We start from the raw sequence: 23,107 nt of genomic DNA on the forward strand, positions 1-23,107 counted from the left end.
ACTGTCAGGACATCATTTTGATACATACATCAAGGGAATGGAAAGAACAGAGTTTGATTCGGAGGGACTGAGGATGTTAAAAGCAATTATTCTGGAAGACGAGCCTCTTGCCGCTTTACAGATGCAGCGCATGCTGGAAGCGATTCCGGGGATTGAGGTAGCGGGCTCTTTTTCGGATGCGGAGGAAGCGATAGCGAGGGCCGAGGGGCTGCAGCCGGATGTAGCATTCCTCGATATCCAGCTGCCCGGAAAATCGGGGATGCAGGCGGCCGAGCTTTTGCAGGAAATCTGTCCGGAACTGGACATCGTATTTGTGACGGCCTACGATAAGTACGCCGTTCAGGCGTTTGAGTTGAACGCTGTCGATTATGTGATGAAACCGCTGCGCAAGGAACGCCTTGAGAAAACCGTCCATCGCCTTACGGAAAACGCACGTCTCTTCAGCAGGGGGCGTACCGAAGACTCGTCTAGTCCCGTGCGTATTCGTCTTCTGCAGACGCTGCAGTTCGAACGGCGGAACGGGACGGCCGAGACGCTGAAATGGCGCACGGCCAAAGCGCAGGAGCTTTTCGCCTACCTGCTTTATTACCGGGGACAGGTTATCCGTAAAAGCGACCTGATCGAGATGTTCTGGCCGGATCTGGAAGCCAAGAAAGCGGCCGCGCATCTCTATACCACCGTCTATCATATCCGGCAGGCTTTAAAACAAACGGGAACGGACATCGGGATCCGCAGTGTCACCATTAAAGAGGGTTATGTTTTGGAAGCCGGTGGCATCCCGCTCGACTCGGAAGAATGGGAACGGGAGCTGAGCGGGCTGGAAGCCGTTAGTACCGGCAATGCAGGGGAGCACCGAAAGGTGCTGGACCGGTATTCCGGAGACTTTCTGGCGGACTGCGATTATCTGTGGGCGGAGAATGAACGGCAGCGGCTGCGCATTTTGTGGATCAGCCATGCCCAGAAGCTGGGGGAGTATTATACAGAGCATGGGCAGCTGAACGAAGCGGTCACGATCTACAACCGGCTGCAGGAGAAATACCCGCATTTCGAAGGAAGCTGTTTTCCGCTCATGAAACTGTATGCGACCCTCAGGGACCGCAAAGCTGTGGAAGAGCAGTACGGCCGGTTGACCGCCCTGCTTAAAGAGATGGACGTGCGTCCCGACACATCCGTTCTGACGTGGATGGAAGAGTGGCGGGAGCGTGATAAAACCTTGCTTTGAACCTAATCGCGCTCTTAATTTCGAGGGCCCGCTTATAAGGAAACCGGACTGTGCGCACAGTCCGGTTTTTGCATGTCCGGCTTGTTCAGATTTTGTCGAGATGGACGCGTTACAATACAAAGTGTGCCTTTTTGCGGCATAAACCGATCGGGAGAAAGGAGAGAATTTTGGGAGATCAGACCTGATGATGCCGGACGGCAAAAAAATCACCGTTGAAGTCTCTGTCCGATTTGTATTCACTTGTCCGAAGAGATGAGGAGCCGGACGTCTTCAGCGTCTTAGGAGTCCTCTTCCTGCACGGTGCAGGTGATCGAACCTCTTGCAAGTTAACTACAAAGATAGAGTGATATTGACTTCAGCAAAAAAAGGGAGAATGGAGGCTTGAAACGTTCATGCTGAAGCAAAAAATTAGCGCTGCGCTAGTCGCGCTGCTGGTCTTCGTCCAGGTTTTTAGCGGATTCGGACAGTGGAGTACGGCGAATGCGGCGGGCATTACCGGTTCTATTTTGGACAGCGTAACCTTGGCCGTGTACGATAAAGCCGGTAACGTTGTGACTGACAATGTATACGAACAGGGCTCCAAAGTGCAGGTGGACTATAATTGGTCTCTGCCTAACGGCCACGGTTACAAGGACGGGGACACGTTCAGTTTTACCCTGCCTGCGGAATTTCTTCTTTTCAATAACATAAGCGGACCTCTTCTCATCGAGTCTGACGATGTTGGGTCGTTTACGGTCAACAAGGATACCCGTCAAGTACTCATGACCTTCAATTCCTACATAGAGACACATGATGACGTACGCGGGATTTTAACGATCAAAACCCAGTTTGACAAACAGACGATGACCGGCTCGACTCTTCAGAAAATCAAAATTCCGATTAAAGGCGGAGAGCAGGTTATTTCCCTCCAGTTTAAACCAAACGTTGCCTCGACAATCGGAAAAAGCGGCGTTCCTCAAGGATACAACGCTAAAAATATCGATTGGACAGTAGACGTTAACAAAGAACTAAAATCCGTCGAAAATGCGGTGATGACGGATCCGCTTCCGGCAGGACTTTCCGTTCCGGTTACGGCAGCGGTTTATGCGCTGGATGTAAATCTGGACGGTACGGTCGTTCAAGGAGCGCTTGTCGATCCCGGCAAGTATATCCTGGATACATCGGGCGGCGCGGTTAAAGTAAGCTTTACCGACAGTCGGGTTACGACCGCATACCGCATTCAGTTTACGACGCCCCTGACGGACGGTTCTCCGGCATCCTTCAACAATACGGCCACGTTTAAGGGCAGCAACCAGAGCGCGGTCAGCGCGAGCGCAACCGTAGCCGTACAGCGCGGAAGCGCGCTGAGCAAGAGCTCCGTGAGCTATGACGCGGCCACGCAAACGATCGGCTGGGCCATCAAGTACAATTACAACGAAAGAAACATCTCCCAGACGAATGCCGTACTGACCGATCTGTTTGACGATGTTCATGAACTGACGGCAAACTCGGTCCACGTGTACCCGGTTACGCTGGATAGCACGGGCAACGAAACGGTCGGAGGCGAAATCCCGGCTGGCGATTATACGGTGACATCCGCATCCGCTACCGGAAAGAACGGATTTAAGCTCCAGTTTAACCAGCCGGTCACAGGCGCCTATAAAATTACTTACCAGACCAAGACCGCCGACCGCGTGCTTGCAGACGGCACCGTTAACAACAAAGTGACTTCGGGAAGCGGCGACAGCGCGACGGGAAGCCGTTCCGTCAAGCAGCTTGTTCTGGTCAAAACCATGGATGCCGCTAACTATCAGGACAAAACGGCCTCATGGACATTGACGGTTAACGGCGACAAGCAGCCCATGACCGATGTCGTCGTTACGGATGCGTTCCCGAATAAGGGAATGAAGATCATACCGGGCACGTTTAAAGTCAAGCAGGGAAGCACGGTTTTGAACAGCCCTGCCGACTATACGCTGGACGGTACGGTAACGGAAGATTCCGGATTCAAGCTGACGTTCGGGGGCCCTCTGTCGGAGACCGTCACGATCAGCTATAAAACGGAATACAATTTCGATTGGATAACGCCTCCGGGCAGCACGAAGAACTTTGTGAACAATGCGGACATCATCTGGAAAGACAGCACATCCACAGCGCAGACAAAGTCCGTATCGGCTACTTTCACCCCGCGCAACGAGGCTAAAAACAACGGATTCAAAAACGGTGCGTACAATGCCTCAACGAAACAGCTAAGCTGGACGATCGGCGCGAATTACAACAGCAAGCCTCTTAACAGCGCGAGCGTCGAAGACCTTCTTGAATCGAAACAGACCCTGGTTCCGGGCTCGCTTGCTCTGTATACGATGAATATTGCGGCGAACGGTAATCCTTCCCTGGGTACGATTATCGACAGCTCCGAATACAGCTATTCGGTTGACAGTGCGAACAAGCTTATAGTAACACTCCTAAATCCTTCCTCGACGCCGTTCTATATCACATATAAAACGAGTCTGGACGGGGAGCTTATCGACAGCACGGTCAGCAACACCGCGGAATTGTTCGACGCCGCGTCTCCCGTAACGGAGAAACTTACCGCTCAGGTAACGATTCCGAAAGGCGGAGAATACGTCAACAAGACCGGTTCCCAAAGCGGAGACAAGATCAACTGGACCATCAACATCAACAGGGGACAATCGACGGTAGCGGACGCGAAAATCGTAGATACGCCTACGGAGAATCAATTGCTTCTGCCCGAATCTTTCCGGTTGTACACGACGAACGTAGCCGCTAACGGAGACGTCGTAAAAAGCACGGAAGCTGTCAAAGGAGCCGATTACAATCTTGTGATACGGACGGACGATGACGGCAAGCAGACGTTCGAGCTTAACTTCCTCAATGAAATTACCGCGCCTTACGTCTTGGAATATCAATCTTTGATCGTAGCCAACGACCAGGATACGGTTTCCAATAAAGTAAGCTTTAGCGGAAACAACGTAAGCGTAGTATCTAAGGAAACTACTAACAGCATCGTCGTAGGAGTATCCAGCGGTTCCGGTACGGGAAGCGGCATTAGAGGATCGCTTACCGTCCAAAAATCGGATGCGGCCGACAGTTCGCATAAGCTCCAGGGCGCCGTGTTCGAACTGTACCGCAAATCCGGATCCTCGCGTTCTCTGATTGACAGCGGAACAACGGATTCGACTGGTACATTGGTCTTTAAAAAGCTGCTGGCAGGAGATTATATCATCAAAGAAAAAACGGCGCCGTCCGGTTATGTGCTTGACACTACCGACCGTCCCGTTACGATTAATTCCACTGCCGGCTTCACGCTGAACGTGACAAACGCGAAGGTGTCCGTGCCTACACCGACACCGACACCGCCGGTGACACCAACACCGACACCGCCGGTGACACCGACGCCGACACCGCCGGTGACACCAACACCGACACCGCCGGTGACACCGACGCCGACACCGCCGGTAACACCAACACCGACACCGCCGGTGACACCGACGCCGACACCGCCGGTAACACCAACACCGACACCGCCGGTGACACCAACACCGACACCACCGGTGACGCCAACACCGACGCCGCCGGTGACGCCAACACCGACACCACCGGTGACACCAACACCGACACCGGCGCCATCGTCGTCACCGTCCGACGATAATACGTCGGAGACGCCAACGCCGACACCATCGGCGACTCCGTCACCGTCAGTGACGCCGACACCATCAGTGACGCCTGGACCGACACCATCGGTGACACCAACACCGACACCGTCGGTGACGCCTGGACCGACACCGTCGGAGACGCCAGCGCCGACACCGTCGGAGACACCGGCACCGACACCGTCAGTGACGCCAACGCCAACGTCCTCTCCGGTAACAGGTAAAGTCACAACGGACAAAGATACGCCTATCGGAGGAAAAGTCGTTGTGCCGGAAGGGCAGAAGCCGTTTATCGGCAAACAGCCCGAACACGGCAAAGTGACGATTGACGAAAACGGCCGCTGGACATATACGCCTGATCCGGGCTATACGGGTAAGGACCGCTTTGCCGTTGCAGGCAGGGACAGCGAAGGCAATGAATCGCTACTCGCGCTTCTGGATGTTAATGTACAGACAAAGCCGGTCTCCGGTCAGCAAAACCCAGACGCTCCGGCAGCCCTTTTGCCTCAAACGGGTGAATACGGGCGCTGGTATATCCAAGCGGCCGGTCTCGCTTTAATAGCGCTCGGATTGCTTTGGAGAAGAAAATTAACCGTAAAAAAATAAAAGTCTTTATTGAATGACAGACGCCCTTTAAGTAGACTTTGTTTAGAGACTAAACGGGTTTACTTAAAGGGTTTTTCTACGCAAAGAAAGAACGGGAACAGTATAAATCAAGGCGGGGTGTTCAGATGAAAAAAACGATATTCCCCCTGCTGTGCGTGATCCTGGGCATCGCTGTTTTTCTGTATCCGGCTTTACGGGACCGTTACGACGATATTCAGCAGAGCAAGCTGCTGGAGCAGTGGCAGGCCAATTTGCACAATATCGATCAATCGGAACCGGAGAACGAAACAGACGCTTCTTCTGCCGGACAAGCCCCAAGCACAACAGAAGATTCCATTACGCTTGCGACAGGGGGGAAAAACATCGAGGGAATTCTGGTGATCGATAAAATCCGGCTGAAGCTCCCCATTCTGACGGACGCCACCAAAGAAAACTTGAAGATTTCTCTTGCGAGCATCGCCAAGACGGGGAAGCCGGGGCAAATCGGAAACTATGCCGTTGCGGGTCACCGGAATTTCGCCTACGGTAAAAATTTTAACCGGCTGGATGAAATGACCCAAGGCGATACGATCGAAGTGGACACGTCCTCGGGCAGGTTCATTTACCGAGTCCAAGAGAAGCGGTACGTACTCCCCGAGCAGGTGGAGGTACTTCAAGGCAACGGCAAGGATAGTGAAATTACACTTATCACTTGCCACCCGATGAAAAATCCGACCCACCGGATTATCGTCAAAGGGACGCTGATCGAGTCCCGGGCCGTGTAGAAACTTTGCGCACAAGGGATGGGATACTGCGGTATCCCGTCCCAAATAAACGCTTTACTCAAGCCGGGCACAACAAAAGAAACCCGTCAGCCTTTGCGCCGACGGGTTTCTTTTTACTTTTTCAGCAATAAAGAGATGAAGTACGGGGCACCGATCAAGGCGACCATAATACCTGCGGCGATGCCGTCGGGTTCGATAATGTTGCGTCCGATCGTATCGGCAGCGAGAAGCATCCAGCCGCCGAGAAGAATGGCGAGGGGGATGAACATCTGATTTCTCGGGCCTACGAGCGATTTTGCGATATGGGGCGCCATAAGACCGATGAAGGAGATGCCGCCCGTTACGGAAACGACGGAAGCCGCCAGTGCGATGGCCGCCAGCAGGAGGCCTGCCCGCTCTTTTTCGACCGCTACGCCGACGCCGACCGCTACGCTTTCGCTCATGCCGAGCAGGTTCAAGCGGTTAGCTTTATAGAGGACGAACGGAATGAGGAGGACCAGCCACGGAAGAACGGCGCCGATAAAAGGCCAGTCCGCTCCCCAGATGCTGCCGGCCAGCCATTTTGCGATAAAATCGACTTTGACCCGTTCCGCGGACGAGATGATCACAATCATGACGCCCGACAGGGCCATGGAAAATCCTACGCCGATCAGCACAAGCCTGACGGGCTGCAGGCCGGTTTTCCGGCTGTACGAAAGAAGATAAATCAGGCACGCGGTAATGAGTGCACCTGCAAAAGCGACGATCGGCAGCAAATAGACAAATGACCCGGGATCGATCGGGACGAATAAAAAGAAAACGGCAATGGCGACGCCTGCACCGGAATTGATTCCGATAATACCCGGATCGGCGAGGTCGTTGCGGGTAATACCTTGAAGAACCGCACCCGACAAGGCCAGTCCCATTCCCGCCAGGAGGGTGATAATAATACGCGGCAGGCGTATCGAGAACAAAACAAAATTTTCTTTGAACGACCCTTGGCCCAGCAGAGTGGGAAGCAGGCGGTCATACGACAAAGAAGAATACCCGAGCCCCATGCCTGCCACGATAGTTAAGACGATAAGCACGATAGCGCCGGCGACCAGGAGCCGCTGTTTCCGGATCAGAGAAGGATGGATCATGAGAGGGCTCTCCCTCCTTTACGTTCAATGAGCAGGAAGAAAGGCAGTCCCAGCATAGCTACGATCGCGGCCGCAGGCGTTTCATACGGAGCGTGGATGGTCCTCGCGAGCGTGTCGGCGAAGAGCATGAAAGATGCGCCGCATACAGCCGACATCGGCAGGATGAAGCGGTAGTCGGTTCCGACGACGGCACGGACGATATGGGGGACCAGCAGGCCGATAAACGCCATATTGCCGACGAGGGCCACGGAAGCGCCGGCGAGCAGAACGACGACGACAAAAAGGACCGCTTTCACCCGAAACGTCTTCTGGCCCAGCCCTACGGCAACTTCTTCGCTCAAGCTGAGAATGGTGAGCTGCTTCGAAAGAACAAACGAGATGAGAATTCCCGCCGCGATAAAAGGGGCGATAGTCTGAAGCTGGCTCCAGTTCGTACCGACCAAGCCGCCTGCGGTCCACATGGACACATCTTTGGAAATTTTGAAAATAAGCCCGATGCCTTCCGACACGGCATAAAGAAAGGCGGATACGGATGCGCCTGCCAGTACGATTCTAAGCGCAGAGAATCCGCCCTTTTTGAGCGCCCCGATGCCGAAAACGAGCCCGGCTCCGATAACGGCTCCGACGAAGCAGGCCGTCATGATGCCGAAGTAGCCCACCGCCGGAACGAACGCGATCGTGAAGGCGAGCGCGGCGTTCGCGCCGGCGGTTAACCCGAGCAGGCCGGGATCCGCCAGCGGGTTGCGGGTCATGCCCTGCATAACGGCGCCGGATACGGCAAGCGCGGCGCCGACGAAAACGGCGGCAACCTCGCGCGGAAGCCGGATTTCCCGGAGAAGGGTGATCTGCCCGTCCGATGAGGAAGAAGTGAGAGCGAGCCAGACATCCTTTACGGTAACGTCGGCCGCGCCGAAAAGCATGGCCGCCATAAACATGCCGGCAAATACGAAGATACCGGCTGCGAGCTTGTATGAAAAAGGAAGGATACGCGGGTTTTGTTTGTTCATCCGTCTCATCTTTTCTGTATGGAATGGAAGAAGGAATTCTTCCGAGAAAGAATCCCTTCAGGAGGGTGCTGCCTATTTCCCGAGATGCTGGATAAAGAAATCGAGCTGATAATTGAGGGTAAGCGGGTCGTTGAAGTAAAACTCTTTGGCGTTTGCTTCGTATACATGACCGTTTTTAACCGCGGGAATGTTTTTGTACGTTTCCGTCTGCTGGAACGCGTTATCGGCATCCGGGTTCTTACTGAAGATGACATAATCGCCGGCATATTGCGGCAGCACTTCGGCGGACAGAGCATAGTAGCCGTCTTTCAGCGCCATTTCTTTCACTTTATCCGGCATTTTCAGCTTCATTTCCTGATAGAGGATTTCCGTTCCGCGGCCCCAGTTATCGCCGAAGACGTACAGCTGCTTGTCGAAGCTTTCGATGACGGAAATCGTTTTATCCGCACCGATTTTGGCTTTGATGTCGTCGCCGGCTTTAGCCGCCCGTTTTTTGAAATCGTCGACCCAAGCTTTGGCTTCTTTTTCTTTATTGAGCAGTTTGCCGATTTCCAGATGCTGCGTGAGATAATCGACTTTTCCGTATGTAAAAGTGACGGTAGGAGCGATCTGCTTCAGCTTGTCGGCGTTTTTGATATTGGAAAGGCCGATGATCAGGTCCGGCTTCAGTTCGATGATTTTTTCCAGACTTTCGTCGGAAACTTCCTGAACGTCTTTTAATTTATCGAAGCGGGAATTTTTTTTGGACCAGGAGTCCACGCCCACGAGGTTTACGTTGAGAGCCATAACGTTGCCGGCGAAGGTGGAAAGCACGATCACACGCTGAGGGTTTGCGGGAACTTCAACGGGACCGCTTTCGGACTGGTAGGTAATGGTTGCAGGCTGTTTACTATCCGAAGCGTTTCCTTTGTCGGCGTTGTTTTGCGGTTTGGCGCCGCAGGCGGACAGAGTGAGAACCAGAATGAGCAGAACGGGAAGCATAAGTCTTTTCATGTTGTCAATCTCCCTTGATTAAGTTATAGGTGCAGCACATCGGCTTGCCCGTACGGGGATCGCGGCCGATCTCCGCGTCGATTTGAAACACTTGCTTTAAAACGTCGTGGCTGATCACTTCTTCGCAGCTCCCGGCTTTTACGACTTCACCGTCTTTAAGGGCGATGATATAGTCGGCGAACCGGGCAGCCTGATTAAGATCGTGAAGAACCATAACAATGGTGCGTCCCTGCTCGAGGTTCAGCTTGTGCAGAAGTTCAAGAACTTCCAGTTGATGCGCCATATCGAGATATGTGGTGGGCTCGTCGAGGAAAATGATTTCCGTCTCCTGGGCGAGCGCCATGGCGATCCAGACGCGCTGCCGCTGGCCTCCCGACAGGGCATCAACGGGGCGGTACTTGAACTCCCTTGTGCCGGTGACCTCCAGTGCCCAATCGATGACTTCGTAGTCCTTCTTCGTTAAGCGGCCGAAGCCCGTCTGATACGGAAACCGGCCGTAGGATACGAGCTCGCCGACCTTAAGCCCGTTAGCGCTTTCCGGAGACTGGGGGAGGATGGCCATTTTCCGGGCCAAAACCTTCGTGTTTTCCTTAGAAATCAGTTCGCCGTCCAGAAGGATGGAGCCCGACTGATGGGAAATAATCCGGGTAGCCGCTTTCAGCAGCGTCGATTTGCCGCAGCCGTTGGCGCCGATAATCGTCGTGATTTTTTGGTCGGGAAACGACACGCTCAAATTTTTAACGATTAAACGATCCCCGTACCCGATGTTCAGTTCATCTGTATATAGGCGAACCATCATGCGACCTCCAATAGGTGTGTAAAAATAAACGCCGTTATCATTGATAATGATTATCATCATCAGTACATTACATACTTTAATAGGGGGACAAACATTTGTCAACCCGCATTTGGACTTGTAAAATTTAAGAAAAGATCGTATATTTTATTGAGAATGATAATCAATCACAACTTAAAGGCAAGGAGTGCGGGAACATGAACGAGAAAGAACTATTCGATGTAACTGTCATTGGAGGGGGGCCGGCGGGTCTCTACTCCGCTTTCTATAGTGGGTTAAGGGAACTCAAAACGAAGATCATCGAGTTTCAGCCGCATTTGGGCGGGAAAATTCATGTGTATCCGGAGAAAATGATCTGGGATGTGGGGGGGCATACGCCGCTTCCAGGGGCTGAACTCATTGAAAAGCTGGTGGAACAGGGGTTAACGTTCCGTCCCGAAGTGGTGTTGAATGAAAAGGTGGAGTCGATTAACCGCGACGATGAAGGAATTTTTATTTTACATACGGCTTCCGGACAGAAGCATTATTCCAAAACGGTTATCGTGGCTGTCGGCGGAGGGATCTTGAAGCCGCAAAGGCTGCAAATCGAGGGAGCGGAGCGGTACGAGGTTTCGAACTTGAACTACACGGTGAAATCGCTGCAGCGCTTCAAGGACAAGACGGTGGTCATTTCCGGAGGCGGAAATTCGGCGGTCGACTGGGCGAACGAGCTGGAACCCGTAGCGAAGCAGGTCTATCTGACTCACCGCAAGGAGGCGCTCACCGGTCACGAAGCGCAGGTCAAGCAGCTGATGGAGAGCTCCGCCGTTTGCTTCCTGAATTCGTCGATTACGAAGCTGATCGCCGCTTCCAGCCATGACATCATCGAGTATGTCGAGCTGACGAATCACTTGACGGGCGAGCTCACCCATCTGCCGGTCGATGAAGTGATCATCAATCACGGCTATGAACGGGACAGCACCCTGCTCAAAAGCAGTGGACTAGAGATTGAACTGGCGGATGATTTCTACATTGCGGGCAGCGCTTCAAGCGTCTCGACGGTGGAAGGGCTTTATGCCGCCGGGGATATTCTGAAGCATGACGGCAAGCTGCATTTAATCGCCGGCGCTTTCCAGGATGCGGCGAACGCGGTCAACCAGGCGAAGCAGTATATCCAGCCGGGCTCGGATAAAACCGGCATGGTTTCTTCCCATAACGATATCTTCAAGAAACGGAACCGTGAGCTTGTGAAGCAGCTGATGGGGTAGGGGCGGTACATTCCGGTACGGAAATGCAAGACCTAAAAAGGTTCATGTACCGCCTTGTTCTCAAGGCAGGTTCAGGAACCTTTTTATTCGTGTGTGGGCCGATCTCGGCGGGCGCGTTTCTCTATGGAAGGGGAAGCTTCAGACATGCCAGCAAGCATTTGCCCACAGGAGCGAACCGAGGTTCATCCGAGGCTCACCCGTGGCTTACGCTAAACTCGCCCCTGATCAATCTTCCGAGCCTTTTAAACGGGGAGCCGGGAATTTCTCGACATTCCGTAAAAGTCCGGATACATCAGCTTAAACCCGAAGGATTGGTACAACCGGATTCCCGGCGTATCCGAAATGACGAACACCTGTGATCCTTCGGACGCATTCTCATCGAGGTACCTGACAAGTTCCTGCATAATCCTTTCTTCGACAACGCTTCTTTGTTCCCCGCAAGAAGGATGCACCAGTACATCCACCACTTGAAAATAGCAGGCTCCATCCCCGACGATTCTTCCCATTCCCATGAGCCGGGATTTCTCGTCACGCACAACTACCGTGAAAATGGAGCCGTTCAAACCGGCCGCGGCTGCGGCTTCTTCCAAGGGAGCTAACCCTGCGAGTTTCCTCAACTCGGCATACTCCATGGGACCGGGCCGCTCATGCTTAACGTACATATCAACCTCTCCTTTCATCCTACAGCCTCACTATACAACATGAATGCAAGTGATAAGGAAGCGGCAATAACGCGGGGATTTTAGGGAGTCGGTGCACATAAAGATTATCTTAGGACTTTAAACTTTTAGTTTAGAAATTCCGGTTTCCTCCCGTAATACAAAAAAAGAACCGCGCAAAGCGGTTCTTTTTAAATAGGCGAGCGGTGTACGAGCCGTATCGCACACGGATGGCGCTCCCGTCCGGTTATGCAGCCGTCGTTTTATTTGCCGGCTTTTAACGTGGTACCCAGCGGATTGCTCGAATTGATCACATAATCCCCTTTGCCGCCGAGCGGGAAGTCTGGAGAAATATTGCTCGGGAAAGTTGTGTGTAGCTGCCGCCGGATTGCGATTGCACGAGCACGTTGCTGAAAGAAGCGTTGGTGTAGCTGTTTTTGTCCTGGTTATCCAGCGTGGAATGAACCATTTTTACGGTTGTTGCCGCTTTAAGCGCACCCGCATTCGCGACCGGAAGGTTTGTATAGGCCGCGACGCCGTTTACATAGAGAGTGGCGGTGTCGTTCAAGTTATGACCAGCTTTAGGGACTTTCGATACGATTAGAAATGTTCTAGAAGCTTTGGGGGTTCAAATGAGCGAGGTGGGGGAAGGACTAATAAGTGTAGCTATCGACACCTTGAAATCTAAATAGCAAATTTCAGAAGAGAGCAATGTCTAACAATAGGTTTTGCTCTTTTTCATTGCGTTTTAATTATATACATATATAGTAAATTGGTAATATGATAACCTTTTTTGGTAAGTTGGTGACACAATGCACAGCAACTGTTGAAATCCATAATTTGTAATTATATGATGATAATGTATCAAATAGAAACTATTATAAAGGAGTGTCAACAATGAAAAAAACTTTTTCCAAATTAGCGGCTGCTGCAACTCTTCTCTCTTCTGCTTTATTGATTTCGGTTGCACCAGCAGGTGCCACTTCTGCACTTAGTGGAAATTCTAGTGTTTCCGTGAATGAAAGTTCCCAATCCAGTGGTATTATCACTCCTTACGCGATCAAAGATACATTAACTTGGGATTTGAATGGCAATGTTGTGGACCCTAGCACCAGTTATTCCATCACAGTTGGATATCCGAATATCAAACTGTATGCCAAAAATACAGGAGCATATGATTTCAGAATCGAAGTAAAACACAATGCTAAGAATAAGGTTATTTTTGATAAGACGGTTAAAGCAGGTGGAACGGTAGAAGCAATAAACAACGATAGCAGTCCAACTGTTCCCTCCGGCGATTATACTGTAACAGTCTACGGTGGATCTGGTAAGCCAAAAGGACAAGTCGTCCTTAAGAGTTCTGACACGAAATGGCAATAAGCATATAGTATGATGGAAGTGAAAAAAGGAGCAATGCCTAACAATAGGTGTTGCTCTTTTTTCATCTGTTTTGTGCCCAAGAAAATATTGTAATATTCAAAACCCATGTTATGTTTTTCTGGCAGGGTATTTAGTCCTATTTTGTAGTGACAAACAGCAGGGAGGAAGTCTATGGGAAATACTCTGAATTTGCAACCAGATTAAGTTGAGCAAACAAGCTAATGGAGGGTCTTTATGAAAAAACGAATTTACACGATGATTATGGGTTTTGCATTATTTGCATTGTTTGTTGTAGTTCCGGGAAGAGCATCGGCTACGGATATTAATGTTTCATTAGATAATGAGAAAATTAAATTTGATGAGAATCCCGTACTTGAAGATGGCACCACACTCGTTCAGTTTAGACCAATCTTTGAAAAATTAGGTTTGTCTATTAAATGGGATGGGAACAAACTAGAAGTTACAGGCACAAAAAGCAACCTAGAAATTAAACTGACCATAGGGGAAAAATTTGCGTTCGTTAACGGTGAAAAAAGGAACTAGAAAAAGCACCTAGACTTGCCAATGGCAATACTCTTGTACCGTTACGTTTTGTTACAGAAGCAAGCGGAGGTATAATCACTTGGTCGTCTGTATCTAGTTGGGTATCTATTTTTGTTAATGAAAAACCAACGATACATGATGCGGCTTTTGGCAATGATACAAAATTGTTAGAAGAACACATTAAAAAAAATGTTCCAATAGATTCCTTAGATAAGTATTCTAGAACTCCACTTTTGATAGCTGCACAAGAAAGCTCAACTGATGTTATTAGGATTCTTTTAAGTCATGGCGCCAATGTAAACAAAGCAGATGAGTATGGTTGAACTCCACTGATCTATGCAGCAATGAGATCTGAAAAAGATGTCGTGCAACTATTGTTAAAAGGTGGGGCAGATCCAAACCTTGCAGCAAATGATCACGCAACTGCCTTAATTTATACGGCTTCTAGCAAGTCAAATGAAGGCACCGAAGTTTTGAGAATGTTATTGGATGCCGGTGCCAATCCAAATGTACTTACTGACTATGGAAGGACTCCACTTTTAGCAGCAGCATCGGGAGATCATGTTGATAGAGTCAAGTTGCTAATCGAAAAAGGAGCAGATCCTTATCAAAAGTTAAATACACATCCACTAACTGATGCTGCTACAAAAGAAAAACTTAAAAATATTATTGCAGGATTACAACCAAGCAAAGATAGTGGAACAAGCACACCTAAAGGAAACACAAATACAGAAAACAAAGGTAAAGGAAATCTAAAAGGAACTATCACATGGCGATATAATGAATATATAGGAACAAAACCAGATATTGATGCCAGAGTTTACCTGATTCCCGTCAACTTCGACAAGAACAGCATAACTGAAGAACAATCACGTCGTTTTACATTTGGTTATACACCTGATAACAACACTAGCTTGTACTACAAAAGCGCAAATGGATACGGAAATTTCGAAATTAATTCCATTGACGCAGGTGACTACTATGCAGTAATTTCTTCAAGTAAAACAAAGCGCAGAAGTCTAGAACCCCTAAGTGAATATGTGGTAAGTACTCTGAAACCTCTCTTGAGAGATTGGGATGACTTTTCCAAATTCTTTTTGCAAATGAACAAGCATGAGGTGAAACGAATTACCATCAAACCGAATGAAACCCTGAATATAAGCCATGATTTTGGATACACTTATTATTAAGAAAGCAAAAAAGGAGCAATGCCTAATGAATAGGTGTTGCTCCTTTTTTGCTTTACAGTTAAGTCACGTATAACTAGGCAATCCAGATTGTACTTTATTTTCATTTTCATATCCAGTAACCAAAATATGCTCACTACTCTGCGCAAACGACAGTTCAGATGTAAGTAATAGCTCATCTATCCGATCCCTAAATTACCCCGAAAGATCTTGCAGGCTGGCACGTATGCCTGCAGGTTGTCCGGCTCCTGCTGGACGGGGAGGAAATGCCTTCCCGGAAGAAGGAATGGGAATTGTGGTACGAGAAATACACCCGTCACGTGGATGCGTTTCTTGCCGAAGAGGGCAGTCAAAGGAACTGAGACGATCTAGGAGAGAATGCGGGACGGACCGGTAAGGACGGTATTCTAAGCACTATAAGCACATGAAAAAAACGGAAGTCCGGAGGTAAGTTCCGGGCTTCCGCTTTCCAAACCAAAAAGCCCGGCAGCAGATCGCTAAACGATCCGTTTGCCGGGCTTTTTTCGATGAAACCGCTATTTGGACGAGACCGACTTATACCAGTCGTTGACTTCTTTCGTAATTTGTTCGCCGCCGTTTGCTTTCCAGTTGGCGACAAATTCGTCAAAAGCGGTGATAGGCAGTTTGCCGTAAATAATTTTGTTGAACGTTTCCATTTCCGATTGACGGAGAAGGTTCCACTTGGACACCATCGTCGGCGTAGCCGCCCCGGTGAAATAGTTCTGCTTGCGGATGTCCTGCTGGGACATGACGATTTTGGCCGCCGCCCAGTTTTCCGGTTTGCGGAATTCGGCCATCTGCTTCTCGTAAGGTGTCTCGGGAGTCTTGCCGTCGGCGAGCTTCACGAGCGTTTTCATATACAGATCCGGAATACGGGCGGGACCGGTCAAGAACGGGAACTCATTGGAGAAATCTTTGATTTTCTCCTTGTCGCTGGTCGGTTTGCCGTCAATAATGTCCCAGTCGTACCCTTTCGCGAATCCGTATTCGTACTTGCTTCCGGCAGCCGGGTTAGCCAGATTGTCGAGCAGGTAGTTGTAATACAGGAAAATGGCTTCCGGATGTTTGGCGTCTTTGTTGATCATAATACTGGCGTTAACGCCGGAATTTTGCCATTTCGTCCCGATTTTGCCGTCAGGCCCGGCGGGTATCGGGTAAGCTTTATATTTCGAGCCTTTTACGTTCTTAAGCAGATCCGGTGCGGGCCAGTCCGGTACCCAGTTCGCTCCGGGCAGAATGCCCGCGGTTCCCTTGGTCCAGCTTTCCGCCGACTTGGCTTCGTCCCACAAGGCGGAATCCGTATGGATGTAACCTTTGTCCATCCATTCCTTCAGCTTGGCGAGGGCTTCTTTGGCGCCCGGGTTGGTGGAGCCGTATTCGAGGTTGCCGGAAGCGTCCTTGTTCCACTGCTCCTGAATCGTTCCGTAAGCGCCGAACAGCCAGTCAAGCGAACCCATCCAGGTGTTCGTATTGTTTTTCAGTGAAATCGCCAGCGGAAAAACGTCCTTCGGAGCGAGGCCGTCCGGATTCTGGTTTTTGAATTTGTCCATAATGACTTCCAGGTCGGCAATCGTCTTAGGCGCTTGGAGATTCAGCTTTTCCATCCAGTCTTCGCGCAGCCACAGCAGTGTGTCGTCATTGTCGGTATACTCCATAATCGGCATATTGTATTTTTTGCCGTCTCTCGTGAACGGATACCACAATTCCGGGTGCGCTGCGGAATGGTCTTTTAATATTTTGTTGGCATATTTGTCGAAAAGCTCGTCAATGGGCATGAACTGGCCGGAATCGATGAGCTGGTTGGTGAGTACCGGATTGGTCGGTACGGATACGAAGTCGGGCAATTTTTCTCCCGAAGCGATCGCGAGCTGAAGCTTTTGCTTATATTGGTCATCATTGGCCGGATACCAGGTATCCTTATGCTTAATGCCTAACGTTTCCAGCATCCATCGGTCGTGGACGTTGTTTTCTTTGGTATCGCCCTGTACATATTTCTTAGGCATCAGCACGGAGCTGATTTCGATCGGCGGATCATATTTTCCTTTGGAGAAGGCGGCTTCGGCTCCGGAGGAAGCCGTACTGCCTTTCGTTGTGTCATTGGATGCCCCGCTGCAGGCCGTAAGCGTGACAAGGCTGGCCGTGATGAGAACCGATCCCAATTTTCTTAACTTGACCATTCATCATTTCCCCCTACTTGTGTGATCCTTACATGTGTTACTGTATCAACTTTCCGGGGAAAGCATCTATATGAGTTTGTTAGTTTCGATAGGAATCTGTCATGGTAATAAAGCCCCGTCCCGGTACTCCTGCGGCGTCACACCGAAATGGCGCTTGAACACTTTGATAAAATAGGCGGGGTCCATATAGCCGATTTCCATGCTGATTTCATACACTTTCTTGCCGGTGGCCTTGAGCAGATGGCAGGCGCGCTCCATGCGAAGCCGGGAAATATAATCGCTGATGCCTTCTCCCGTCTCGATTTTGTAAATTTTGGACAAATGGGTCGGGTGCAGATTGACATGGTCCGCCAGAGCCCGCAGGGACACGTCCTCGTGCAAATGCTTGTCCGCATATTCCTGTATCTTCTTCACGTATTGGGAGCGGCTATCCTTCACGCTGCTGGAGCTGACTTCTTTCAGCTTGTGGAGCACGCTCCGCGACCAGTTTCCGAGCTTCTTGATCGAAACGAACGCTTCTCCGCTCTGAAGCGCCTCCATATCGTCGGACCCGAGCAGCTTCGTTAGCGTATAGCCGCTGCGGTGGGCGAGATTGCTGAAGGAAGCGGTGATGAGGAAGCCGGCTTCCATGCAGTGCTCCCACGATTCCGGCCATTTGTCCTCCAGCTCCGTACATACGGCCGCCAGCTTGGCTTCGGCGGCATCCCAGTGACCCGCCTCCAGCAGGTTGACGAGGGAGGGCGGCACGTACAGCGCGTTTAGCGGCCCTTGCGCCGGTGTGTGGTCGACTTCGTTGACGCGTACAACAAAATCCCGTTCGTCGCCGACGATTTCCCGGAAATAGGCGGAAGCCTGCCGGAACCGGTCGGGCAGCTGCTCCGGGAAAGCGAACCATTCCGTGATAACGATGGAGAGAGAGCCCTGCAGAAACTGCTTCACTTTGGACTGAAGCTGCTGGGAGAGCTTCTCCAGGAGATTTTCCTGGCCTGCGGCGCTTGCGGTTTCTTTAAGCTGGAGGAGGAAGACGAGATAGCCGTGCTCTTCCTTAACGCCCCAGACTTCCATAAATTCGCCGAGAATTTCTTCGGCCATGTTCATGATCGCATATTCGATCAACGGCTGTCCGTTGTTCTTGTAGCGGCCGAATTCTTCTTCGAGCCGGACCAGCATCAGCGCGCTGTCCCCGAAATCGAACGGCAGTCCGTAGTCGCTCAGCTTGCGGTGCCATTCGTCCACCGAGAGACGCCGGCCCTGCAGGGCTTCCAGCAGGAGCTGCCCGCGCAGAATCGGCAGATTTTCGCGAAGCGTATGCCGGGTGCGCTCCAGCGAGCTGACCAGCTCCCATTCGGCATTGAGCTGATCGATGGCCGTTTTGACGGCGCCGAACAGCTCCTGGTCGGTCGGCGGCTTGAGGAGATAATCGACGGCGTTGTGCCGGAGCGCTTTTTTGGCATATTCGAACTCCGAATGTCCGGACAAGATAATGCATTTCATCTTCTTGTCGCGGATTCGTATGCGTTCGATAAGCTCGATACCGGACATCTCGGGCATTTGCACGTCCGAGATCACGATATCGATCGGATGCGTATCGATCATTTGCAGCGCTTCGAATGCGGAATAGGCTCTGTGTACGTGTTCGATTCCGAATTCATGCCAAGGCTTGTGCAATGCGAGGTTGTCCACCCAGTGGGATTCGTCGTCAACGATGATCATTTGCATGTGTAAGGTCTCCTTGCAGGCTTCTATAGCCGGATGTTTTTGCGGCAGGGGGGATCTCCCAGACGATTTCGGTCCGGAGTCCGCCGAGCGGCGACTTGACGAAAGCCAGATAGGACCGGTCTCCGAACTGATGCATGATGCGCTGATTCGTATTCCATAAGCCGCAGCCCATTTCTTCCTGCAGCGGCTCCTGCATTTTCCGGTTCAGCGCCTTCTCTTGTTCGGCGTTCAATCCCGGTCCGTCGTCATCCACGTACACTTTGCAGAAGCCGTCCGCCATCTCGCCGGTAATCCGGATTTGGCCGGAGGTGTATGATTTTCCGACCCCGTGGATAACGGAGTTTTCCACAATCGGCTGAAGCATCAGCCGGGGAACGGACTGGCTGCGCATTTCTTCGGGAATGTCGATCTTATAGTCGATCCGGCCGTTCCGGAGCTTCTGGATATCGAGATAGTTCACGAGCAGCTTGATCTCTTCTTCCAGCGAGGCCGTTTCCCGTTCCATCCGCGTCGTATAGCGGTAATAGGCGCTCAAATTATACGCCATCGCAACGACGGCTTCCTCGTCCTTCATCTGGGCCATATTAATAATATAGCCCAGGCAGTTATACAGAAAATGCGGATTAATCTGGGCCTGAAGCTGCTTAAGTGTCGCTTCCCGGGCACGGATTTTTTCGTTGAACACGTTCTCGATGAGATCCTGGATCTGACGTGACATATCGTTAAACCGGTAAAACAGAAACGAAAATTCGTTATGGTCCCGGGTATGCAGCCGGACAGTGTAATCACCGCGCTGTACACGGCGCAGCCCGTTAATCAGCTTGAGAATCGGCTTCTGAACGTTGCGGTACAGCAGAATCGAAGCCGCAATACCGACAAGGAACATCAGCAGCATAGAGAAATAGAACAGGTTCCGGCTAAACGAAATCGGCCCCAGGATCTGATCGAGCGGAACCACATCAACCAGATGCCAATCGAGATAGGACGATTTTACGGAGCTTACCAGATAATTTTTGCCGTCAAGCTTGACGACATGCTGCGTCGTGTTGTCGGGGGAATGCTCGTCCAGGTAGCCGATCAATTCTCCCGTCAAATTTTTATCCGCGCTGCGGTTCAGGATCGGCGTGCTCCCTTTATGATAAAAGAACGGATCGCCCTGTCCGCCCGCTTTGTACGTATCCAGCATATTCTGGATATTTTCGTAACTGAAGCTCGCTTCGATGACGAGACTGCTGCCCGTCAACATGCCCGGCTGGGACAGGGAATCGTTATAGAACCAGTAGAAAGCGTCCAGCCCTCCGTGACCTTCGCCGGTACCGTCCCCGTAAGTCCATTTTCCGCTCCGGTTGTTCTGTAAATATTTCTCGTCGTACGCCGGCGATTTGTAATTGGAGATAATGTCTTTGTTCTGCTGGGAGTAGACGGCATACCGGGCCGGCCAAATATCGGTCACTCTGGACTGAAGGGCCATTTTCTCCTGAATGACGTACCGTGTCTGCATGCGGTCGTAGCGGTCCTCCCAGATGTTCAGCCCGTTGAATTTTTGGACGTTCGGGTCCCTGGAGAAGACCAGGCTGAACTCCATCATCTGACTAATGCGCGAATCGATTTGACTGGACAAAAAAGTAAGCTGCTTGGTATTCGACTTCTGCAGCTCCGAGCTGACGACATTGAAAGTGACGTCGTTTGAATACGTATACACAAGAATAATCGGGATAAAAAGCAAGATAATCAAGCCGTTCATTTTGGCGAACAGACTGAATCTGTACCGCGCCTTTCCCCGAACCTTCGCAGCAATTCCCGCTAATCCCAAACTCATCCCATCTCCTCCAGCCACTGCCCTAATAAATCCCTATGGAAGCCTAACATTGTACTATAGTCAGCTTTCCGAAATGCTTGCTACTATTTATAGCAGAGATTGATCGAACACACAAAATAATTTTTTGGGGCGGGAGAGAGCGATGGGAGTGAACACGGTGCAGCAGGTCAAGGCCGGAAAAGCCCGGCGCACAGACACAAAAAAAGGCTACAAGCAGCCCTGGATTCTTCACTTTATGGTTCTGCCGGCGGCTGTTCTCGTATTTATATTTTCGTATATCCCCATGTCGGGGATTATTATGGCTTTCCAGGACTATAAACCCGCGCTGGGAATTTCCGGCTCTCCCTGGGTCGGTTTGAAGCATTTCCGGTATATGTGGGAGAACGATTATTTTTTGAAAATCACGTGGAACACGTTGTTCTTCGCCTGTTCGAAAATGGTCATGAATCTGATCATTCCGTTTTTCTTTGCTTTGCTGCTTAACGAAGTGCGGAAGATGGCGCTGAAAAGAACGATCCAAACGCTCGTTTATTTGCCGCATTTCCTGTCTTGGGTGACCTTATCGGGAATATTGATCGATATGCTCGCTCAAACCGGACTAATCAACCAGTTTCTTACGGCCATGTTCGGCGTCAAGCCGATTTTCTTCCTGGGAGACGGCAGCTGGTTCCGGTTTACCATTATTTTCAGTGACGTCTGGAAGGAATTCGGTTTTAACACGATCATCTTCCTGGCGGCGCTCTCCGGCATTAATCCGTCGTTGTACGAAGCGGCGGAAGTAGACGGGGCCGGGCGCTGGAAGCAGACGTTCTACATTACGATTCCCGCGCTTATCCCGATTACGATCGTCATTGCGACTCTGGCGCTCGGCAACGTGCTCAACGCGAACTTTGACCAGGTGTTTAACCTGTACAGCCCGCTCATTTACCAGCAGGGCGATATCATCGACACGTTCGTGTACAGGGAAGGTCTGCTCAGCGGACAGTTCAGCTTTGCCACGGCCGTCAGCTTGTTCAAATCGTTCATCAGTCTGATCCTGATCGCGGTCTCGTATAGGCTGGCCTACCGGTTTGCCGGATACCGAATTTTCTAGAAGGGAAGAGAGCGGATGTATCATAAAACACTGCCTTACCGGATATTCAGCCTGTTCAACAACGTGTTTTTAACGGTTCTGGCCATTCTGTGCCTGCTGCCTCTGTACCACCTGCTGATGGTGTCCCTCAGCGCATCGGCACCGGCGAACGCGGGCCTGGTTACGTTCTGGCCGATCGGCTTTACGTTCGAAGCTTACGCGAAAACATTCGACAACGCGAATTTCTTGTCGTCCCTGTGGGTATCCGTGCAGAGAACGGTGCTCGGAACGGCGATGGCTCTGGTAGTGAATACCATTGCCGCCTACGCGCTGTCCAAAGAAAGTCACGTATTTCGCGCACGCAATTTGTATCTCTGGTATTTCGTCGTGACGATGCTGTTCAGCGGCGGACTCATTCCAAGCTATATTCTGATCCTGAAGCTCGGGCTCATGAATACGCTGATGGCCTTGATTCTTCCGGGGCTTGTGGGTGTCTTTAACATCATTCTGCTTATGAATTTCTTCCGTACGGTGCCCAAAGACCTGGAGGAAGCGGCTTTCATTGACGGAGCCGGCCAGCTCCGCACTTTTCTCAGCGTGTACCTGCCCGTTTCCCTGCCCGTCGTCGCCACTGTCTCCTTGTTTATGATGGTCGGGCACTGGAACTCCTATTTCGACGGGATCATCTATATCCGGGATTCCGAGAAGCTTCCCCTCGCCACGTTTATGCAGACGATTATCGTGCAGGCCGATATGTCGAAGCTGGATCCGGCAGCCGTTGCCAGCCTGTCCCAGCGTACGATCCGGGCGTCGCAGATCTTTATCAGCGCCCTGCCGATCCTGCTCGTCTATCCTTTCCTGCAGCGCTATTTCGTAACCGGCATCGTAGTGGGTGCGGTTAAAGAATAGGCCGGTTCACCGGCGTTTCACAGATTATAGACAGAGAAGAGAGACAATAAAGTGTGGAGTTTTGCGATAAAAAGTCCGTGCACCGCACGGGCTTTTTTTGTTTTGTGCGGAATTCGGGCTCTCGCGATCCAACGGTCCACTTTATACATCAGAAAGAAAGTGTCTAATGACCAAAGTAAACGATTGTATATAAATGTAAGAAGATATCTCTT

19 protein-coding genes are annotated in these 23,107 nt (G+C 50.9%); 10 read left to right on the forward strand and 9 right to left on the reverse strand.

Translation table 11 applies throughout. The annotated features are described in order from the left end of the window. The first annotated feature begins 73 nt into the window (after positions 1-73). The 3 genes from C4S74_RS04585 (at position 74) to C4S74_RS04595 (ending at position 6,245) form a co-directional block, all read left to right on the forward strand. Positions 74-1,222, forward strand: coding sequence for a response regulator (locus C4S74_RS04585; protein WP_103994147.1), 1,149 nt, complete (start codon positions 74-76; stop codon positions 1,220-1,222). A 392-nt stretch (positions 1,223-1,614) separates the two neighbouring features. Beyond that, on the forward strand, positions 1,615-5,481 hold the full coding sequence (locus C4S74_RS04590) for a collagen binding domain-containing protein (protein ID WP_103994148.1): 3,867 nt from the start codon (positions 1,615-1,617) through the stop codon (positions 5,479-5,481). A 125-nt stretch (positions 5,482-5,606) separates the two neighbouring features. Beyond that, positions 5,607-6,245, forward strand: coding sequence for a class D sortase (locus tag C4S74_RS04595; protein WP_103994149.1), 639 nt, complete (start codon positions 5,607-5,609; stop codon positions 6,243-6,245). A gap of 113 nt (positions 6,246-6,358) precedes the next feature. Here the strand turns inward: C4S74_RS04595 and C4S74_RS04600 are convergent, their stop codons facing one another. The 4 genes from C4S74_RS04600 to C4S74_RS04615 form a co-directional block, all read right to left on the reverse strand. After that, a complete protein-coding gene (locus tag C4S74_RS04600; RefSeq protein WP_103994150.1) occupies positions 6,359-7,366 on the reverse strand; it encodes an iron ABC transporter permease in 1,008 nt (335 codons plus the stop codon). Then, positions 7,363-8,373 carry an iron ABC transporter permease gene (locus tag C4S74_RS04605; protein WP_103994151.1) on the reverse strand — a complete coding sequence of 337 codons (1,011 nt, stop codon included), beginning with the start codon at positions 8,371-8,373 and terminating at the stop codon, positions 7,363-7,365. Before C4S74_RS04605 ends, C4S74_RS04600 begins: the two co-directional genes overlap by 4 nt. A 72-nt stretch (positions 8,374-8,445) precedes the next feature. Further along, positions 8,446-9,366 carry an iron-hydroxamate ABC transporter substrate-binding protein gene (locus C4S74_RS04610; protein ID WP_103994152.1) on the reverse strand — a complete coding sequence of 307 codons (921 nt, stop codon included), beginning with the start codon at positions 9,364-9,366 and terminating at the stop codon, positions 8,446-8,448. Positions 9,367-9,370: 4 nt separating this feature from the next. Beyond that, entirely contained in the window at positions 9,371-10,162 is a 792-nt protein-coding gene (locus tag C4S74_RS04615; RefSeq protein WP_103994153.1) for an ABC transporter ATP-binding protein, read from the reverse strand. 197 nt (positions 10,163-10,359) lie between these two features. Between C4S74_RS04615 and C4S74_RS04620 the strand changes: the two genes are divergently transcribed. Next, positions 10,360-11,409 (forward strand): NAD(P)/FAD-dependent oxidoreductase, encoded by a 1,050-nt coding sequence (locus C4S74_RS04620; RefSeq protein WP_103994154.1) that lies wholly within the window; start codon positions 10,360-10,362, stop codon positions 11,407-11,409. Between the two features lie 242 nt (positions 11,410-11,651). On the opposite strand, the gene C4S74_RS04625 is transcribed toward C4S74_RS04620, so the two are convergent. Both C4S74_RS04625 and C4S74_RS04630 read right to left on the reverse strand, forming a co-directional pair. Then, entirely contained in the window at positions 11,652-12,071 is a 420-nt protein-coding gene (locus C4S74_RS04625) for a GNAT family N-acetyltransferase (protein ID WP_103994155.1), read from the reverse strand. Positions 12,072-12,378: 307 nt separating this feature from the next. Continuing rightward, entirely contained in the window at positions 12,379-12,636 is a 258-nt protein-coding gene (locus tag C4S74_RS04630; RefSeq protein WP_258042374.1) for a hypothetical protein, read from the reverse strand. Between the two features lie 329 nt (positions 12,637-12,965). Between C4S74_RS04630 and C4S74_RS04635 the strand changes: the two genes are divergently transcribed. The 4 genes from C4S74_RS04635 to C4S74_RS04650 all read left to right on the forward strand — a co-directional run bounded on the left by C4S74_RS04635 (position 12,966) and on the right by C4S74_RS04650 (position 15,181). Next, positions 12,966-13,448, forward strand: coding sequence for a hypothetical protein (locus C4S74_RS04635; RefSeq protein WP_103994156.1), 483 nt, complete (start codon positions 12,966-12,968; stop codon positions 13,446-13,448). A 234-nt stretch (positions 13,449-13,682) separates the two neighbouring features. After that, the gene (locus tag C4S74_RS04640) at positions 13,683-13,991 is read left to right on the forward strand and encodes a copper amine oxidase N-terminal domain-containing protein (RefSeq protein ID WP_103994157.1); all 309 of its coding nucleotides are present in this window, start codon (positions 13,683-13,685) and stop codon (positions 13,989-13,991) included. Positions 13,992-14,122: 131 nt separating this feature from the next. Further along, positions 14,123-14,314 (forward strand): ankyrin repeat domain-containing protein, encoded by a 192-nt coding sequence (locus C4S74_RS27245; protein ID WP_374755391.1) that lies wholly within the window; start codon positions 14,123-14,125, stop codon positions 14,312-14,314. Positions 14,315-14,323: 9 nt separating this feature from the next. Then, positions 14,324-15,181: an ankyrin repeat domain-containing protein gene (locus C4S74_RS04650; protein ID WP_258042389.1), complete on the forward strand. Its 858-nt coding sequence runs from the start codon at positions 14,324-14,326 to the stop codon at positions 15,179-15,181. A gap of 533 nt (positions 15,182-15,714) precedes the next feature. On the opposite strand, the gene C4S74_RS04660 is transcribed toward C4S74_RS04650, so the two are convergent. The 3 genes from C4S74_RS04660 to C4S74_RS04670 form a co-directional block, all read right to left on the reverse strand. Further along, positions 15,715-17,376: an ABC transporter substrate-binding protein gene (locus tag C4S74_RS04660; RefSeq protein WP_103994160.1), complete on the reverse strand. Its 1,662-nt coding sequence runs from the start codon at positions 17,374-17,376 to the stop codon at positions 15,715-15,717. A 99-nt stretch (positions 17,377-17,475) separates the two neighbouring features. Then, a complete protein-coding gene (locus C4S74_RS04665) occupies positions 17,476-19,095 on the reverse strand; it encodes a response regulator (RefSeq protein WP_103994161.1) in 1,620 nt (539 codons plus the stop codon). Further along, complete coding sequence (locus tag C4S74_RS04670) at positions 19,076-20,914, reverse strand: sensor histidine kinase (RefSeq protein WP_103994162.1); 1,839 nt, start codon at positions 20,912-20,914, stop codon at positions 19,076-19,078. Before C4S74_RS04670 ends, C4S74_RS04665 begins: the two co-directional genes overlap by 20 nt. Before the next feature lie 142 nt (positions 20,915-21,056). Here C4S74_RS04670 and C4S74_RS04675 point away from each other — a divergent pair, with 142 nt between their 5' ends. Together C4S74_RS04675 and C4S74_RS04680 are read left to right on the forward strand one after the other, a co-directional pair. Continuing rightward, entirely contained in the window at positions 21,057-22,007 is a 951-nt protein-coding gene (locus C4S74_RS04675) for a sugar ABC transporter permease (protein ID WP_103994163.1), read from the forward strand. Positions 22,008-22,022: 15 nt separating this feature from the next. Next, a complete protein-coding gene (locus C4S74_RS04680; protein WP_103994164.1) occupies positions 22,023-22,895 on the forward strand; it encodes a carbohydrate ABC transporter permease in 873 nt (290 codons plus the stop codon). Positions 22,896-23,107: the final 212 nt, after the last annotated feature.

Origin of the sequence: Paenibacillus sp. UNC499MF (assembly GCF_900107975.1) — a bacterium.
Taxonomy (GTDB): Bacteria; Bacillota; Bacilli; order Paenibacillales; family NBRC-103111; genus Paenibacillus_F.